This window comes from Streptomyces iranensis, from assembly GCF_017874715.1.
In the GTDB taxonomy this organism is placed as follows: domain Bacteria; phylum Actinomycetota; class Actinomycetes; order Streptomycetales; family Streptomycetaceae; genus Streptomyces; species Streptomyces iranensis.
In genome coordinates this window covers 275,108-291,742 of record NZ_JAGGLR010000006.1, presented here as the reverse complement: position 1 = coordinate 291,742, position 16,635 = coordinate 275,108, and the positions used below count along the sequence as shown (strand labels likewise).

The window sequence follows — 16,635 nt, the reverse complement described above, 5'->3', positions numbered from 1 at the left end:
GATGACGGACCGAGAGACGATGGCCGCGGCCCCCGCGGCCCCTGCGGCCCCTGCGGCCCCCGCGGACGAGGGGCCCCGTACGGCGCTGGTCTTCCCCGGGCAGGGCGCCCAGAAGGCGGGCATGGGCGAGGCGTGGCGGGACACCGCGTCCTGGGCGCTGGTGGCGGAGATCTCCGAGTACACCGGTGTCGACGTCGACGAACTCCTCCTGAAAGCCGACGACGAGACGCTGCGCCGCACCGACCTCGCCCAGATCGCCGTCTTCACCACCGAGGTGCTCGCCCACCGCGAGGCGGAGGCCGCCGGGCTGCTGGCCGGCGTGGTGGCCTGCGCCGGGCACAGCCTGGGCGAGTACACCGCGCTGCACGCCGCCGGGGCCGTGCCGCTCGCCGACACCGCCCGCCTCGTGGCCGCCCGCGGCCGGGCCATGCGCGCGTGCGCCGAGGAGTCGCCCGGCACCATGGCCGCCGTGGTGCGGCTCGGCCCGGAGACCGTGGAGGCGCTGGTCGCCCGGGTCCAGGAGGACGGCGGCCAGGTCTGGATCGCCAATGTGAACGCTCCCGGCGCCATCGTGCTCTCGGGCACCGCCGAGGCCGTCGACCGGCTCGCCGAACTGGCCGTGGAGAGCGAGGGCAAGGTGATCCGGCTCGCCGTCGGCGGCGCCTTCCACAGCCCGCTGATGGCTGCTGCCGCCGACGAACTGCGCGCGGCCCTGGCCGCCGTGGACTTCGCCCCCGAGCACACCCCGGTCGTCGCCAACGTGGACGCCCAGTCGTACGCGAGCGGCGGGCACTGGCGGGACCTCGAACTGGCCCAGCTCACCAGCCCGGTGCGCTGGGAGGAGAGCGTCCGCACGCTCGCCGGCGAGCTGGGCTGCGTCCGGTTCGTGGAGCTGGGCCCCGGGCGTCAGCTGACCGGCATGATCCGCCGGATCGCGGACGGCGCGCTCACCGTCCCGGTCGAGTCGGCCGCCGCCCTCGCCAAGCTCATCACCCCCGAACCCTGAGCCCCACGCTCTGAGAGCGGAAGGAGACCCCCGCATGGCCGACGCCACCGCCGCCCTGGACATGGACGAGCTGCGCACCTTCGTCGCGGATGTGCTCGACGTGGACGAGGAGGACGTCACCGACGACGCCGACTTCGTCAAGACCCTCGGCGTGGACTCCCTGATGGCCCTCGAGGTCATGGTCGTCCTGGAGAAGAAGTACTCGGTGAAGCTGGAGGAGCGGGAGATGAAGGACATCACCACGCTCCGGAAGGTGCACGACCTGCTCGCCTCGAAGCTGGGGGAGTGAGATGCCGGCGGCGGCGTGCGGGCCGGTGGACGGCACCGTGGAGGTCGTGGACCCTGGCCTCCCCGGTGAGCGGCCCGCCCGGTGCGTGGCCGTGGTCGGCGTGTCGGAGAAGGTGTTCGCCGGGCACTTCCCGGGGTTCGCCATCTTCCCCGGGGTGTGTGTCGTGGAGTACGTGCAGCGCGGCGCCCTCGCCACCATGCCGGAGCGCGAACCGGGCGGACGCTGGGTCCTGGCGGCCGTCGAATCCTCCCGCTTCCTCAGCCCGGTCTACCCCGGTGACGAGCTGACCAGTGAATACGTCTGGTCGCGCAAGGACGGTGGCTGGCGCTGCCGGGCCTCGGCGGCCACCGGGCGCGGGCCCGCCGCGCAGATAAGGCTGCGCTTCGAGAACCGGGACGCTCCGGGCCCGGTGGCCGGTGCGGGGGAGCGGAGCGAGCAGGACCGAGGAGCGGACGCCGGATGATCACCGTCGACGAGATCAAGCGGATGCTGCCGCACCGCTACCCCATGCTGCTGGTCGACCGGGTCACCGAGCTGGTGCCGGGCGAGCGGGCGAGCGGGCTGAAGGCGGTCACCTGCAACGAGCCCTGGTACGAGGGGATGCCGGACACGGCGACCGAGGAGGACTACCACTATCCGTGGACGGTGCTCATCGAGTCCTGGTGCCATGTGGCCGGGGTGCTGGTCACCTGGGACCGGCCCAACCCCGATGTGCGCTCGGGCAAGGCGATGCTGCTGGGCGGCATCGCGGACGCCGAGTTCCACCGGCCGGTGGTGCCCGGCGATGTGGTGGAGCATCATGTGCGGCTGGCCCGCCAGGTCGGCGAGACCTATGTCTTCGAGGGCGAGAGCCTGGTCGGCAAGGAGACCGCCCTCACCATAGGGCGGCTGACGATGACCATGCGCCCGGCCTCCGACCTGACCGCCCCGCCCGTGCCCGACCCGCTCTGACCGCACACCACCCCCGGGAGAAGGACCTCACCGTATGTCCGACCGAATATCCGACGACACGGGCCGCGCATCCGGTGACGAGGAGCCGACGCCTGAGGAGAGGCCGACGCCGCGCGTCGCGCTGGTCTCCGGCGGCTCCCGCGGCATAGGCCGGGCCACCGTGCTCCGGCTGGCCCGGGACGGTCTCGATGTGGCGTTCTGCCATCGCTCCAGCCCCGACGCCGCCCGTGAACTGGAGGAGGAGGCGGCGCGGCTCGGCGGCGGGCGGGTGCTCGGCCGGCAGACGGACGTCCGCGACGCGGGCGCGGTGCGCGAGCTGGTCGCCTTCGCCGAGGAGTCGCTCGGCCCGGTCGAGGTCGCGGTCACCTCCGCCGGGATCACCCGGGACAATCCGCTGCTGCTGATGACGGACGAGGAGTGGCACGGCGTCCTGGAGGTCAACCTGGACGGCACCTATCACCTGTGCCGTTCCGTGGTGTTCGGAATGATGAAACGCAAGTCCGGATGCGTCATCAACATCTCGTCCGTGGCCGGTGTCCACGGCAATGCGACCCAGAGCAATTACGCGGCCTCCAAAGCGGGGATCATCGGCTTCACCAAGTCGCTCGCCAAGGAGGTCGGCCGCTACGGCATTCGAGCCAATGTGGTGGCACCCGGCTTTGTCGAGACCGATATGACGGCCGAGCTCTCCGACCGGGTGCGCAAGGAGGCGGAACAGAGCATCCCGCTGCGCCGCTTCGGCCGTCCCGAGGAGGTCGCCGACATGGTCGCGTACCTGGTCGGAGCGGATTATGTGACCGGTGCGGTGTTCCAGGTGGACGGCGGCATCGTCCTCTGACCGGAGACGGACGAGCGAGGGGGTACGGACGTGGCAGCCAAGCGCAGCAAAGTACCGCGGTTCTATTTCAATTTCCGCAGCCCGTACAGCTGGATCGCCTACCGTGATCTGATGGGCCGCTATCCGGATGTCGCGCAGGCGGTGGAATGGCACCTGTGGTGGGAGCCGGACGCGGAAGGGGAGCGCCGTATGGCCGAACACGGCCATCACTTCCCCTATTCGGCGATGTCCCGGGAGAAGCATCTCTATATCCTCCAGGATGTGCGACGGCTGACGACCGACCGCGGCCTCGCGGTCAGCTGGCCGGTGGATCACGACCCGGTCTGGGAGGTGCCCCATCTGCCGTACTTCCTCGCGCTGGACGCGGGGCTCGGCCCCGCCTGGATCGAGCGCGTCTACCGAGCGCGCTGGCAGGAGGGCCGCGACATCTGCGACCGTACGACCATCGCGGACATCGCCGGGGAGCTGGGGCTGCCGGCCGAACGGGCGGCGGCGGCCGCCGATGACGAGGAGCTGCGCGCCGGCCGGGGGCTCCAGGCCCTGCTCGCGCTCAGCGACGCAGGGGCGTTCGGCGTGCCGTTCTTCACCCACGGCTATGACAAGTTCTGGGGCGTGGACCGGCTGGCGGCCTTCGTCGCCTCGGTCCGCTCGGGGTCCGGCTCGGGGTTCGGACCCGGGTCCGGCTCCCGGTCCCGGGACACGCCTCTTGTCGGGGCGCCGGACGCGGACGTCGCCGAGCTTCCGGACGCGGGCTTCGCCGCCGCCCGGTCGGCCGATCCGGGCCATGCCGGAGGCTGTGGCTGACTCTTCGCCCGCCCGCTCGTTCACACGTTGTCGCCCGTCCATCCGCCCGTTCAGACCGAGACGAGAACGCCCTGACCGCCGACGGACACTCCCCCTCCTGGAGGACGCAGATGCCCGAGCCACGCCAGACGTCGGCGCGGCCTCCTTCCCTGGGAGCCCGCGCCCTCTCGGCCGCGGCCCTGCCGGTCGCCCCGCTGTTCGGGGTCTCGCTGGCGTATCTGGCCTTCCATCCGCGGCGCCGGGAACAGCGGGAGCACCCCCGGGACCACGGGCTGCCCTGCACCGAGCTGAAGGTCCCCTTCGCGGCGCGGAAGCACCTCGACACCTGGCTGTGCCCGGGGTCCCCCGAGAAGGTGGTGGTGCTCGGGCACAGCATGGCGACGGCGAAGGACCACAGCCTCCGCCACGCCAAGTTCCTGCACGACGCCGGGTACACCGTCTGTCTGTTCGACCACCGCAACCATGGGGCCAGCAGCGACGACCGGGCGCTGTTCGGGCTCGGCGACCGGTTCGCGAGCGATGTCACCGCCGTGGTGTCCCATCTGCGCGGCCGGCGCGGGTACGGCACGGCGCGGATAGCCTTCTACGGCTTCTCGTTCTCGTGCTTCTCGTCCATGTGGGCGCTGACGCACGACGGGTTCGAACTTGACGCGCTGGTGTGCGACAGCGGGCCGGGACACGACGTCCCGCCGCTGCTGCGCAAGTTCCTGGAGGCTGGGGCGCTGCCGCTGCCCGCCGTGCTGAAGGGCGAACCGGCCCGTTCGGTGGTGGCGCGGACGCTGTGCGCGGTGGGACCGGCCATGCTCCGGGCCCAGTGGCCGCCGCCCGCGACGGGCAAGTTCGCCAAGATCCCCCTGTTGTTCATGTCGGGCGAGCACGATGCGATCGTGCCGCCCTCCTCGGTGGACGCGCTGGCCGAGCGCTATGCCCAAGCCGAGACGCACGTCCTACCGGGAGCCGAGCATCTGCTCGGGCTGGAGACCGATCCCGAAGGCTACGCGAGCGTGGTGCTGGATTTCCTCGAGCGGGCCCTGGGGTAGCCACCTTGACCGTCCCCGACGGGACGGAACTTTTCGGAAGAGGGAAGAGAGAGCATGCAAAAGGTGCTCATCGCCAACCGTGGCGAGATCGCTGTCCGTGTTGCCCGTGCCTGCCGGGATGCCGGGATCGCGAGCGTAGCCGTCTACGCCGATCCGGACCGGGACGCATGTCATGTGCGCGCGGCCGATGAAGCCTATGCACTGGGCGGTGACACCCCGGCGGCCAGCTATCTCGACCAGGCCAAGGTCCTGGCCGCGGCCGCCGAATCCGGCGCCGACGCCGTCCACCCCGGCTACGGATTCCTCTCCGAGAACGCCGAGTTCGCCCAGGCCGTCCTCGACGCGGGACTGACCTGGATCGGCCCCCCGCCACACGCCATCCGCGACCTGGGCGACAAGGTCGCCGCCCGCCACATCGCCCAGCGCGCCGGCGCCCCGCTGGTCGCCGGCACCCCCGACCCCGTCTCCGGGGCCGAGGAAGTCCTGGCCTTCGCCGGGCAGCACGGCCTGCCCATCGCCATCAAAGCCGCCTTCGGCGGCGGCGGCCGCGGCCTGAAGGTCGCCCGCACGATGGAAGAAGTCCCCGAGCTCTACGACTCCGCCGTCCGCGAGGCCGTGGCCGCCTTCGGCCGCGGCGAATGCTTCGTCGAGCGCTACCTGGACAAACCACGCCACGTCGAGACCCAGTGCCTGGCCGACACCCACGGCAACGTCGTCGTGGTCTCCACCCGCGACTGCTCCCTCCAGCGCCGCCACCAGAAACTCGTCGAAGAGGCCCCCGCCCCCTTCCTCACCGAGGACCAGAACGCCCAGCTCTACGCCGCCTCCAAGGCCATCCTCAAGGAGGCCGGATACGTCGGCGCGGGCACCGTGGAGTTCCTCGTCGGCAACGACGGCACCATCTCCTTCCTCGAGGTCAACACCCGCCTCCAGGTGGAGCACCCGGTCACCGAAGAGGTCACCGGCATCGACCTGGTCCGCGAGATGTTCCGCATCGCCGACGGCGAGGCCATCGGCTACGACGACCCGCCGATGCGCGGCCACTCCTTCGAGTTCCGGATCAACGGCGAGGACCCGGGCCGCAACTTCCTGCCCGCACCGGGCACCGTGACCTCCTTCGTCCCGCCGACCGGCCCCGGTGTGCGGCTGGACGCGGGCGTGGAGTCCGGCAGCGTCATCGGCCCCGCGTGGGACTCCCTGCTGGCCAAGCTGATCGTCACCGGCGCCACCCGCACCCAGGCCCTCCAGCGCGCGGCCCGCGCCCTGGCCGAGTTCCAGGTCGAGGGCATGGCCACCGCGATCCCGTTCCACCAGGCGGTGGTGACGGACCCGGCGTTCACCAGCGAGCCGTTCACCATCCACACCCGCTGGATCGAGACCGAGTTCAACAACACCATCGCCCCGTTCACCCCGACCGGGGCGGACGAGGCCGAGGAGCCCACCGCACGCGAGACAGTCGTCGTCGAGGTCGGCGGCAAGCGGCTGGAGATCTCCCTCCCGGCGGTCCTCGGCCTGGCGGTGTCGCCCGGGGAGGCCGCGGGCTCCGTGGGCGGTTCGAAGAAGCCGAAGCGCAAGGCGGTCAAGAAGTCCGGCTCCGCCGCCTCCGGCGACGCCCTGGCCTCCCCGATGCAGGGCACCATCGTCAAGGTGGCCGTGGGCGAGGGCGACACGGTGGCCGAGGGCGATCTCATCGTGGTCCTGGAGGCCATGAAGATGGAGCAGCCCCTCAACGCCCACCGCGCGGGCATCGTCAAGAACCTGAACGCGGACGTCGGCGCCTCGGTCAGCGCGGGCGCGGTGATCTGCGAACTCAAGGACTGACCCGCCGCCATGGCGTCCTTACGGTGGGCCGGGTCCGGCCGGGCCCACCGTAAGGCTCAGTCCTTGAGCGTCCGCTCCAGGAAGGCCAGGACGGTCTCCGCGTACGTCTCCGGCTGGGTCTTGATGCCCTGCAGATGCTCGGTGTCGGGCAGGGTGTGCACCTCGGCCAGCGGATAGCGCTCGGCCAGCGCCCGGACCCCCGAGGCGGGGATCATGGTGTCGCGCTCACCGGCCAGGAAGAGCATCGGGGTGCGCTCGTACGCCCCCCCGAGCGGCGGCGGCCACTGCACCCGCAGCATCGCCACGGCGGCCGACGAGGCGACCGACTCCACGACCGGGCGGGAGGGACCGGCGCCCAGCGGGCCCGGGATGGGCACCCCGCCGGCCGCGACGAAGTTCCGGAACAGCGGGGCCAGCTCGAGCGCCGGGCCGCTGTCGAAGACCACCGCGTCGACCGGGCAGTCCTCCCTCTTGAGCATGTAGAAGGAGGGGAAGGTCGAGATCGAGAAGCCGTAGATGGCGATGCGCGCCGCGGCGTACTCGTCCATCGACCGCATGTGCCGCACCACGGCGACCACGTCGTCGGTGTGACGGTCGCTCATGCCCCAGCCCGCCCGGTCCGCGACGCTCTTACCGTGGTTGCGGTGGTCGAACATGGCGACCGTGTAGCCCGCCTCGCTGAGCAGTCGCGCGTGCGCCAGGCTCGCGGACTTGCTGAGTCCCAGGCCGTGTCCGAGCACCACGACCCGCTCGGCGTCGCCGGGGATGAGCCAGACATGCAGCCCGCGGCCCTGCCGCCCGTTCAGCGGAACGTTGACGTCGGTGCTGGTCAGCCCCAGGTCGGCGGGGGTCTTGTGATGCGGTCTGCGGGGCGGGTGGAAGATCATGTACGAGAGGAAGGCGCCGTACAGCGGTGCCACCGGCAGGGTCACCGCTGAGGCCGCCTTGGCCAGGAATCCCGTCGCCATGGTCGTCAAACCCCCATCACCGATCGTGCCCGGACGTGCGCGATCGTAGTGCGGACGGACAGGTGACCGCGTCGGCCGGACCGTGAACGTGGCCTAAGTCACCGGGTGTCCGCGATCGGCAACGCGGCCTTGTGACAGGGGGGTTGGGGGCGTGTGAAGCGGTCGTGGTGGCGCGTTCCGACGGCGGGCCACCCACGGCGCGCCGCGCGCGCCGCTGTACCGTCAGTACGTCCGCAGCGAGCGCATCATCGGCCAATAGCACGGGGGGAAGCCGAACAGTGTCCTTCACCAGCCCGGTTCAGCCCGCACATGAGCCCCGGCGATGGGCCCCGGTCCGCGCCCTGCCCGGCCCCGGGGACCGCCCCGGCCCCGGTGAGGTGGCCGTATGGCTGCTGCGGATCCCGCCGTACGCCGCCGCTGCCGCCGCCGTCGCGGAGGGCATGCTGGACGAGCGGGAGCGCGAGCGCGCGGCGCGGCTGCGGTCGGACGTGGCGCGCGAGCGCTATGTGACCTCCCATGTGGGGCTGCGGACGCTGCTCGGCGGCTATCTCGGCATCGACCCGGCCGAGGTCGCGTTCACCCGGGAGACCTGTGGCATGCCGGACTGCGACAAGCCGCACGGCCGCCCGGCCCTGGCGGGCGGGGACGCGCTGCACTTCTCCCTCTCCCACTCCGGGGACGCGGCCCTGTGTGCCGTCGCCGGAGTACCCGTCGGCGCCGATGTCGAGGAGCGGGACCCCGGGCGCGCCGGGGCCCGGCTGACGGGGCTGGTCGGGCAGTTGCACCCCGAGGAGCGGTCGGCGATCGACGCGCTTCCGGAGGAGCTGCGGGAGGAGGCGTTCCTGGGCTGCTGGGTCCGTAAGGAGGCGTACCTCAAGGGCATCGGCACCGGGCTGCCGGGCGGGATCGGCGCCCACCACGTCGGGCTCGCCGAGGGCCTGGCCCCCGCCGGTGCCCCGCCGGGCCCGCGCGGCTGGGCCTTCGCCGACCTGGACGCCCCGCCCGGCTACCACGCGGCGGTCGCCGTAAGGGACGCCGTACGGGGCGAGGGCGCGTCCGGCGACGCGGCGCGTCCGGTGGTGACGCTGGCCGGTCTGCCTCTGGAGTGATCACCCCGGGTACAGTCGGCGCCATGCCGCATCTCGAGGTGGAACTCTCGGCAGGCGTCATCGAGTACGAGGACACGGGAGGCGAGGGCCCCGTCGCGGTCCTGCTGCACGGAGTCGCCATGGACGGCTCCCTGTGGCGCGATGTGGTCGCCGCGCTGGCCCCCGACATCCGCTGTGTCGTCCCCACCCTCCCCCTGGGCGGGCACCGCCGCCCGATGCGGCCCGACGCGGATCTGTCGGTGCTCGGAGTGGCTCGGCTGGTCGCCGAGTTCCTGGACCGGCTCGACCTTACGGATGTCACGCTGGCCATGAACGACTGGGGCGGCGCGCAGGCGCTGATCGCCGACGGCCGCGACCAGCGGATCGGCCGACTGGTGATCACCTCCTGCGAGGCGTTCGAGAACTACCCTCCCGGGCTGCCCGGCAAGAATCTGCGGCTGGCCGCGAAGCTGCCGGGCGGGCTCAACGCCGCCTTCAAGCTGCTGAAGCTCGCACCCCTGCGACGGCTGCCGATGACCTGGGGCTGGATGACCAAGCGCCCGGTGGACCGCGAGGTGATGGACGCCTGGTTCCAGCCGCTGTGGACCTCCCCGGAGGTCCGCCGCGACCTGCGGAAGTACGCCCTCGGCGTGCCACCGGTGAACGAGCTGCTCCACTGGGCCGACGCCCTGCGCACCTTCGACCGACCCGCCCTGGTGGCCTGGGCGTCCGAGGACCGCGTCATGCCGCCCGAGCACGGTCTGCGCCTGGCTGGTCTGCTGCCCCGGGGCAGTCTGGTGGAGATCCCCGACAGCTACACCCTGATCCCCCAGGACCAGCCGGGCCCCCTGGCCGACCTGATCCGCGCCTTCGTCGTGGGCGGCCCCGAGACGGCCTAGGGGCTGTCGTACCCCCGGCGTACCGTCGTCAGTATGTGCAGATCCATCAAGACGCTCCGCCCGCCCTACGCCGAGTCCGTCACCGAGGCCGATATGCGCGCCGCAGCCCTCCAGTACGTCCGCAAGATCTCCGGCTTCCGCAGCCCGGCCGCCCACAACGCGGAGGCGTTCGACAAGGCCGTCGAGGCCATCGCCGCCGCCACGGGGGAGCTGCTGGACTCGCTCGAGGTGCGCGGCGGGGCGGCACGCTGAATGGCCCGGGGCTGTCGAGAGCACCCGGGCCATTCGCTTGATCAGTTGTGCGCCGAAAATGCCAGGTCACCGCTCAGCTGAGGCGAATCTGACGGCGCAGTGTTGAACTTGAGCCCGCTTGCTGCACGGGCGTCCACGGCAGGCAGGCAGAGCCGACTTTCGGCCTCGGCCTTCGCTTTTTGCCAATCGTCAGGGGTGAGATCCTCGCGAAGCCTGACATAGGTGTCTGTGGGGCGCTGGAGCGGGTCGGCGATGTTCGTGAGCGTGGCCGCCAGGGTGGCGTTGGCGCGATAGCCGGCCCATGTCCACCACCGGACGTTGGTGTCCCGTCCGCCGCGTAGGATCACCGTTCCGTCCGGGTGAACGTATTCCGCGTTGTCTTCCCGAACCTGGGCCAGAGCCGACTCTGCGCGCTTGGTCAGCGTCACCGGTGGATCGGCTCCCAGGAGAACCTCCCGAGCCGCGCCCGTCAGCTCGTGCGAGAGTGCCCGCAGGGCCCGACCGCTGCTCCACCGGGCCTTGCCGCCGCCGTCCACCGGCTCGACGAAGCAGCGCCGCCGGGACCAGTCGATGTAGGTCACTTGCCAGTTGCGCCCCGCCAGCAGCAGCCGCCGCGGTCCGGCCACCTCCTCGGTCAGTAGCTGTGGATCGGTCGTGCCGATCTCGCTGCGGCCGGACAGCACCGTGAACTCTGGTGCGGCAGTGAACACCGCCGTCAGGTCCATGAAATGCCGGTACCCGAAGCGTCGCTCGGCCTCCGGGCCGATGAACAGCAGGTCACCGTCCCGTTCGAGATATCCCTCACCCACCAGGTGCCGGACAATCGGTTCGGCCGCCGGTCCGAAGGGGCCCAGCCCGCCCCACCACTCCTGCCACAGCCGATCCCCGACTGTATGTTCCTGGAGGCAGAGGGCCAGCACCTGCTGCGCCACGATGTGCCGTGGTTCCGGGGGAGCTACGACCGCCTCGACCCAGCCACGCGACCACAGCAGTAGCAGTGCCGAAGCGGCGAGCAGCCCGCCCTCACCCGTCGCGAGGAACAGACAGTTACGGACCGACCCCGCTCGTCGATCGACAGCGACGCATGCGACAGGAACGTCGTCACGCCTTTGGCGCGCAGACTCTCGCCCAGCTCCTCGACCTGCTTGCGGGATTCGCAGAACACCAGCCGTTTTTCGCCCAGGTGCAGAGCGGAGATCACCGTGGCCGCGTTCTCCAGTGAGCCGACATGATCGAGCTGGATATCGCCGGGCGGAGGCAGGGTGGGGGCCGTCTCCCGCAGGTGTGGCGCCACCACCTGGGCCATGCGCTGTCCGGCCCCCGAGCCCTGCAACCAGCCCAGCAACTGTTCCGGGTTCCCGACCGTCGCCGACAGCCCCACCCGTTGCACCGGCCGCCCGACCACCCGTTCCAGCCGCTCCAGCACGGCCAGCAGATGCCATCCACGGTCGTCCCCGGCGAAGGCGTGCACCTCGTCCACCACGATCGAACGCAGCCCGGCGAAGAACGCCCGGTGATCCACGTTGGCGCTGACCAACATCGACTCAAGGGACTCCGGCGTGGTCAGAAGGATGTCCGGCCGCGCCCGCAGGATCCCTTTCCTGCGTGCTGACGACACGTCCCCGTGCCAGAGTGCCGCGGTCCGGCCCAGCCAGGAGGCGTACGTCTCCAGGCGCGGCAGCAAGTTGTTCAGCAGGGCCTTCAGCGGACAGACGTACAGCACCGAGGTGCCGCTTCAGTTCTCCTCCGCCATCCGCGACAGCAGAGGGAAGGCCGCGGCCTCTGTCTTACCGCCCGCGGTGGGAGCGAGCAGGATGGCGTCCGAACCGTCCAGCAAAGGGACGATGGCCTCATTCTGGAGAGGACGCAGAGCGCGCCAGCCAAGGGTGTTGACGATGTGGTGGACCAGGCCGGGGTGCAACCGGTCCAGCCGGCGTGGATCGAAGTCCGCGTGTTCGTCCACCCGGTCCAACACGTCCACCAGCTTTTTCAGAAAGAGCCGGGGTGCGATGCCCACGCGCCCGCCGAGCGTTCCGGTGAGAGCGGTGGCCAGCTCCCCGATGTACGCGTCGTCGGCCCGTTCGGCGATCCGCTCGGGGTGGCGGGTGCCACCCGCGTAGAGATCGCGGACCGACCTGCCCAACTCGTCGAGCTTGGCCAGGTCGAATCCGGTGAGCCGGAGCTGTACGGCGCGCGGCGAGTCGAAGCGGGGTCGGTGGAGAAATCGGTGGCGAGCCGCCCGGCGAGTGGGGGGGAGCCGCTGTACACCCTGCTGCCCGTCGTAGAAGGCCGGGGTACCGGTGATGACGAGGAAAAGCCCGGGAAAGCGTCCCGCGTCGATCTCGTCCAGCAGCTGGCGAAGGGCGTTGAGTCCTTTCTCCCGTACGTCTCCGCGAACGCGTTGCAGGGTCTCGATCTCGTCCAGGACGACGAGCAGTCCGGGGTGGCCGCAGTCCTTCAACACGGTCAGCAGTCCCTGAAGGAAGCCGAGCGCCCCGACACGGGGCCTGCGCCGCCCCGACGGCGGCGTACTCGCACTGCCACTCCAGATCAGCGGCGGCGGACGGCAACTCGCCGTCACCGAATTGCGGCTGACCCCCGCCTCGGCGGAGCAGTTGCACGCGGCCCTGTGCCATGCGCTGGACGGACAGCTTCCGCCCAGTGACGCCCCGGAATGCCGACAGCCGGTCCGCTACCCGGGCGGTCGGCAGCGGTACTGAAGACCGCCGCCCGCCCTTGCCGCCCCTGCTCAAAGGCGGCAGGGCGGGCGGCTCACGGCCCCGGAAGCGCGGGGCATGCGTCCCTGTTGCGCGGCGCCCCCGTGCCCGTTTCATGCGTCCGGCGGCAGAGTTCATGCCCTCTGAGTCCAAGCCCGGGTACGCCAGTGTGTACCCGGGCTGCTGTTCAGGCCGCAGGCCTGGCGGCCGGGCCTCAGCGGACGTAGTTCTTGAGGATGTCCGTGTCGAGCGTGATGCCCACCGGGTCGGGCAGGTCCACCCGCTCGCCGAAGGGGGCCCGGTGGATGTCGAGGTAGCAGCCGCTCTTCGGGTCGGGGTTGGTGTGGACGATGACCGCGCAGGCGTCACGGTCCACGAGGAGATAGACGGGAATGCCCGACGCCGCGTAGGCAGCGGGCTTGTCGATACGGTCGCGGCGGTCGGTGTCTCCGTCATGCGAGGTGACCTCGACGGCCATCAGGACCCCCTCGGGGTCGGACCACTCGCCGTGTCCCCTGAAGTGCCCCTCCGGCGCCAGCACTCCGTCCGGGCGGGCCCGCCCCTTGCGGTAGGCCTCGACCTTCAGCCCACGCTCGCCCGCGTAGAGCCAGAGGTCGGGGCGGTGCTGCATGCAGCGCTTCTGCAGCCACCTGACGATCTCGTCGTGATCCCCGTCCGGCACGTACTTCTCCTCGATCCGTCCGTTGATGAACTCCAACGTGACGGTTTCGGGCGCGGTGGAAGCGATCTCCTCGAACTCCTCCACCAGCATGTGGGACGTGCGCTCGGTCATAACCGTCATGTTGCACCCCTTTCCTGGAGGAAGCCAGTGTTCCCGGGCACCTGCGCGGCTGGGGTGCGGTCCGTGGTGGATCACTCCCACGAGTGACGGCTCGACATCAGGCGGTGACGCGCGCAGAGGCTCAGCCGAGTCGGGTCGCCCCGGCGTCACCGCTCCGCGACGGCGCCGGCTCCTCCGCACGCTCCAGCTCCTTTTCGAGCTTGCGCAGATACGACTCCGTCAGCACCACGCGCTCCGCGTCGCCGCCGGTGATCTCCACCGTGCGCCCGTCCAGCACCGGTACGCCCTGGGGGTTGCGCGTGGGCGTCAGCAGCCACAGGCCGCCCGGCAGCCCACCGGGCTGCCGGGCGGAACGTTGCAGGCCGACCAGCAGGTCGTGGCCGCCCGCCTCGTAGTAGTGCGCGAGCAGGCCCGCAGTGTGGCCGAAGAGCACCGTGTCACTCTCCTTCTGGGCCACGGCGTCCAGCCGGGCCTGGACGCGGGACCAGACGCGGGACACGTAGGAGCGCAGGCCGCCCGGAAGCTCGCCGGTGCGGGTGAAGCGCGTGTCGGCGCCGAGGACCTGATCCCAGGCGGTGCCGTGTTCCCGGGCCAGGCCGCGGAACTCCGCGAGGAACAGCCCGGCGAGGTCCACCCGCGTGACGGGGAAGGCGGCGGCGATCAGGTCGGCGGCGCCGCGCAGGTGCCTGACGTCCACGTTGAGGGCGAGGAAACCGCCCTGCCGGGTCGCGGTGTCCAACTTGGCCGTGAGCAGTACCCAGGGTTCGCGCCGCTCGCGCCCCGCCCGGGTTCTGGCCCGCTCGGCCAGAACACTCGCCGTCGCGGCGCTTCGGCTGACCGAGGTGGCAGAGCTTGTGGTGAGTGACACCCGGGTGCCGGTGAGCCAGCTCGTGCCGGAGACGGCGGGCGGGGCGGGCGGGCGGAAACGGTCGGTTTCCGTGTCGTACGTGAGGGGGAACCCCGCGTGCTTGAGTGCCTCCTCGACCTCAACGTACGTCGGTGTGCCGAGTCGCATGTCCGGGAAGCGGGAGCGCACCCGGGAGAGCAGACCTTCCAGGCTGATGCCGACTTCACGGCGCACGCCGGCCGCCGCCTGGGAGAGCGCCAGCGCCCGTGACAGCTCCAGCGTCCTCGGGTACAGCTCCAGCCGGGGCGACGAGGCCGCAGTCTCGGAAGCCGCCGCCGCCAGAGGGACGATCCGGGACTCCGGCAGTGGGGCCATACCCTTCGGCAGTGATACACCGCGCAGGTCACGCAGTATGGCGGGCCGGTCCGCGAGTGGATCGGCCGCTGCCAGGACGTCCGCTTTTTCCCCCAGCTCGATGGCGTAGTCGGCCATCTCCTCGGACGTCGGGTCGTCCGACCCCTCCAGCGACTCCATGGCGATCAGTACCCGGCCCCGCCTTCGCAGCGCGGCGAGCCGTGGCTCGTGGTTCTTGGCGTTGCCGTTCAGGAGTTTCTCGGCGGCCAGCGCGGCCCGTACGACCGCCAGTGCGGTGGCCTCCGTACGTTCGGCGGAGTCGCCCCCGGCGCCGTGCCGGGCCCGCAGTTCCAGGGCGAGCTGCCGGGCGGTCATGACCCGGCCCGCCTCGCGGACGGTCTCCACCAACTCGTCCCGCAGCGCCGACATCCATCCGGCCTCCGCCCACTCCGTGCTGGCGGCGGTGATGTGCTTGGAGACGGTGAAGTGGGAGAGGCCGAGTGCCTCTGCGACCTTCTTGCCGGTGACCCAGGGGGGCAGGTCCAGGGGGGGGCGTCCGGAACGCCTTCGGGCGCGGGAAGGCCAAGGAACGCGGCGATGACCTGGGGGAGCTTGTTGTCCTTGCGGCCGGGGCGGGGCGGGTTCAGCAGTCCGGCCAGCCGCTCAATGGGCAGGCGGGCGTCCAGCGAGGCGGTGAGTAGATCGTCCTCCTCGCGCGCAGGGCGCCGTGCCTTGGCGGGGGCCGTCGTCGGCTTCTTGGCGCGCAGGGCGGCCGTCCACTGGCGGTGGCGCCGGTGCAACTCCCGCTTGACGACCACGCCAATGCCACGCTGCTTCTGCTGGAAGCGGTACAGCGGTACGTTCAGCAGTTCCCTCACGGTGGTGGCGCCGAAGTCCGCTGCGACGCCCTGAGCACGCGGCGTGAGCCCGGACTGCTCCAGCGGGGTGTCCAGGGTGGCCCGCTCCGCGTACAGGTCCCGGATCTCGTCCAGGGACAGGTGCTCCGGCACATCGCCCAGGGTGGTCAGGGACAGAGTGTCGGACGTGGGCGAGGGCGCCGCGGTCTCCGCCGCCCTGAAAACCGCCCGCCATGCGTCGTGCATCAGCTCCAGCGAGTCATGGCGGCGGTTGATATCCCGGTGCAGGGCGCGGCGGAAGAACTCTTCGAGGTCCCGGCGCAGGGACTGCTCGAAGGAGTCGGCGAACAGATGGGGGTCTCGTCGTCCAGGTCGGCCGCCTCGGTCGCACCGTCGCCCCACACCGGGCGCTCGCCGGAGGCCATCGGCGTCCTGGGGTGGCCCGGACGGGAGCAGCGCACCACGATCTACACGACGACAGCAACTGTCGCCGCGCTGGTGGGCAGCTTCGTCACCGCAGCCATTGCCCAGTACGCGGCTTCGACTGGTCGGCGCATGCATGAACTGCGCACGAACCGACGCCTTGGCCCGCAGTTCCGTCGCAACTGGGTCAGCATCCTGAGTGCCACGCTGACGATTTCCGGACTGTGCCTGTTGGCCACCGTCCTTGACACGACGGAGCATGACCCAGGAGGGGTGCACTGGCTGACAGAGATCGCGATAATTCTTGGTGCGGTGCGATCGATGCGCCTGATCTGGCTCTTCAACAAGGTCATTGAGGTGGGCGACGAGGATCTCGCGGATAATCGCCCTTCCCTGCCTGAAGCTGGCACGCCATCGTCCGCCGCGCCATCCCGGACTCGGGTACTTCCTCCGGGGACGTAGCGAAGTGCAGGCACCGGACATCGACGTGATCCCCGACCATGACCTGTACTGGCCAAACGCCGACTGGGGTTTCTCGAAGAATCGAGAAACCCCAGTCCTGTCACGGTGCGCCGCCAGGGACTCGAACCCCGGACCCGCTGATTAAGAGTCAGCTGCTCTAACCAACTGAGCTAGCGGCGCCTGCTGACGACATAAATAGTACCTGGTCCGAAGGGGT

Annotated in this window: 16 protein-coding genes, 1 tRNA gene and 2 pseudogenes; 12 read left to right on the top strand and 7 right to left on the bottom strand. The window is 70.9% G+C overall.

From position 1 onward, the window contains the following. Position 1 precedes the first annotated feature (1 nt). The 8 genes from J2Z30_RS13030 (at position 2) to J2Z30_RS12995 (ending at position 6,749) form a co-directional block, all read left to right on the top strand. On the top strand, positions 2 to 1,006 hold the full coding sequence (locus J2Z30_RS13030; protein ID WP_078956862.1) for an ACP S-malonyltransferase: 1,005 nt from the start codon (positions 2 to 4) through the stop codon (positions 1,004 to 1,006). 34 nt (positions 1,007 to 1,040) lie between these two features. After that, positions 1,041 to 1,295, top strand: a complete 255-nt coding sequence (locus J2Z30_RS13025; protein ID WP_044574722.1) for an acyl carrier protein — start codon at positions 1,041 to 1,043, stop codon at positions 1,293 to 1,295. A 1-nt stretch (position 1,296) separates the two neighbouring features. After that, positions 1,297 to 1,758, top strand: coding sequence for a 3-hydroxyacyl-ACP dehydratase FabZ family protein (locus J2Z30_RS13020; RefSeq protein WP_044574723.1), 462 nt, complete (start codon positions 1,297 to 1,299; stop codon positions 1,756 to 1,758). Continuing rightward, positions 1,755 to 2,246, top strand: coding sequence for a 3-hydroxyacyl-ACP dehydratase FabZ family protein (locus J2Z30_RS13015; RefSeq protein ID WP_044574726.1), 492 nt, complete (start codon positions 1,755 to 1,757; stop codon positions 2,244 to 2,246). Before J2Z30_RS13020 ends, J2Z30_RS13015 begins: the two co-directional genes overlap by 4 nt. A gap of 34 nt (positions 2,247 to 2,280) precedes the next feature. Next, the gene (gene fabG, locus J2Z30_RS13010) at positions 2,281 to 3,084 is read left to right on the top strand and encodes a 3-oxoacyl-ACP reductase FabG (protein ID WP_245387929.1); all 804 of its coding nucleotides are present in this window, start codon (positions 2,281 to 2,283) and stop codon (positions 3,082 to 3,084) included. A gap of 30 nt (positions 3,085 to 3,114) precedes the next feature. Next, positions 3,115 to 3,888: a DsbA family protein gene (locus tag J2Z30_RS13005; protein ID WP_044574728.1), complete on the top strand. Its 774-nt coding sequence runs from the start codon at positions 3,115 to 3,117 to the stop codon at positions 3,886 to 3,888. Positions 3,889 to 3,998: 110 nt separating this feature from the next. Further along, positions 3,999 to 4,928, top strand: coding sequence for an alpha/beta hydrolase (locus tag J2Z30_RS13000; protein ID WP_044574729.1), 930 nt, complete (start codon positions 3,999 to 4,001; stop codon positions 4,926 to 4,928). 54 nt (positions 4,929 to 4,982) lie between these two features. Then, complete coding sequence (locus J2Z30_RS12995; RefSeq protein ID WP_209468658.1) at positions 4,983 to 6,749, top strand: acetyl/propionyl/methylcrotonyl-CoA carboxylase subunit alpha; 1,767 nt, start codon at positions 4,983 to 4,985, stop codon at positions 6,747 to 6,749. Positions 6,750 to 6,805: 56 nt separating this feature from the next. Here J2Z30_RS12995 and J2Z30_RS12990 read toward each other — a convergent pair whose 3' ends face one another. Continuing rightward, positions 6,806 to 7,717, bottom strand: a complete 912-nt coding sequence (locus tag J2Z30_RS12990) for an alpha/beta hydrolase (protein WP_044574734.1) — start codon at positions 7,715 to 7,717, stop codon at positions 6,806 to 6,808. 278 nt (positions 7,718 to 7,995) lie between these two features. On the opposite strand from J2Z30_RS12990, the gene J2Z30_RS12985 reads away from it, so the two are divergent. Genes J2Z30_RS12985 through J2Z30_RS12975 form a run of 3 tightly spaced genes read left to right on the top strand, consistent with a single transcriptional unit; the run spans position 7,996 to position 9,956 of the window. Beyond that, a complete protein-coding gene (locus tag J2Z30_RS12985; protein ID WP_052701557.1) occupies positions 7,996 to 8,826 on the top strand; it encodes a 4'-phosphopantetheinyl transferase family protein in 831 nt (276 codons plus the stop codon). A gap of 23 nt (positions 8,827 to 8,849) precedes the next feature. Beyond that, entirely contained in the window at positions 8,850 to 9,704 is an 855-nt protein-coding gene (locus J2Z30_RS12980) for an alpha/beta fold hydrolase (RefSeq protein ID WP_044574736.1), read from the top strand. Positions 9,705 to 9,737: 33 nt separating this feature from the next. Continuing rightward, positions 9,738 to 9,956 (top strand): DUF2277 domain-containing protein, encoded by a 219-nt coding sequence (locus tag J2Z30_RS12975; protein ID WP_044574738.1) that lies wholly within the window; start codon positions 9,738 to 9,740, stop codon positions 9,954 to 9,956. A 95-nt stretch (positions 9,957 to 10,051) separates the two neighbouring features. Here J2Z30_RS12975 and J2Z30_RS49505 read toward each other — a convergent pair. From J2Z30_RS49505 to J2Z30_RS12945, 5 genes and pseudogenes are all read right to left on the bottom strand, one after another. After that, positions 10,052 to 11,919, bottom strand: a pseudogene (locus tag J2Z30_RS49505) (DEAD/DEAH box helicase); the annotation flags it as partial. Positions 11,920 to 11,943: 24 nt separating this feature from the next. After that, positions 11,944 to 12,420: pseudogene (locus J2Z30_RS12960) on the bottom strand (BREX system ATP-binding domain-containing protein); the annotation flags it as partial. 467 nt (positions 12,421 to 12,887) lie between these two features. Further along, positions 12,888 to 13,475, bottom strand: coding sequence for a Uma2 family endonuclease (locus J2Z30_RS12955; RefSeq protein ID WP_044574740.1), 588 nt, complete (start codon positions 13,473 to 13,475; stop codon positions 12,888 to 12,890). A 121-nt stretch (positions 13,476 to 13,596) separates the two neighbouring features. After that, positions 13,597 to 15,105, bottom strand: coding sequence for a hypothetical protein (locus J2Z30_RS12950; RefSeq protein WP_052701559.1), 1,509 nt, complete (start codon positions 15,103 to 15,105; stop codon positions 13,597 to 13,599). Next, positions 15,048 to 15,779: a hypothetical protein gene (locus J2Z30_RS12945; protein ID WP_052701561.1), complete on the bottom strand. Its 732-nt coding sequence runs from the start codon at positions 15,777 to 15,779 to the stop codon at positions 15,048 to 15,050. The genes J2Z30_RS12950 and J2Z30_RS12945 overlap by 58 nt, the downstream gene beginning before the upstream one ends. Before the next feature lie 15 nt (positions 15,780 to 15,794). On the opposite strand from J2Z30_RS12945, the gene J2Z30_RS12940 reads away from it, so the two are divergent. Continuing rightward, on the top strand, positions 15,795 to 16,418 hold the full coding sequence (locus J2Z30_RS12940) for a hypothetical protein (protein WP_245387928.1): 624 nt from the start codon (positions 15,795 to 15,797) through the stop codon (positions 16,416 to 16,418). A 106-nt stretch (positions 16,419 to 16,524) separates the two neighbouring features. Here J2Z30_RS12940 and J2Z30_RS12935 read toward each other — a convergent pair. Beyond that, a tRNA-Lys gene (locus J2Z30_RS12935) sits at positions 16,525 to 16,598 on the bottom strand. Between the last annotated feature and the right edge of the window lie 37 nt (positions 16,599 to 16,635).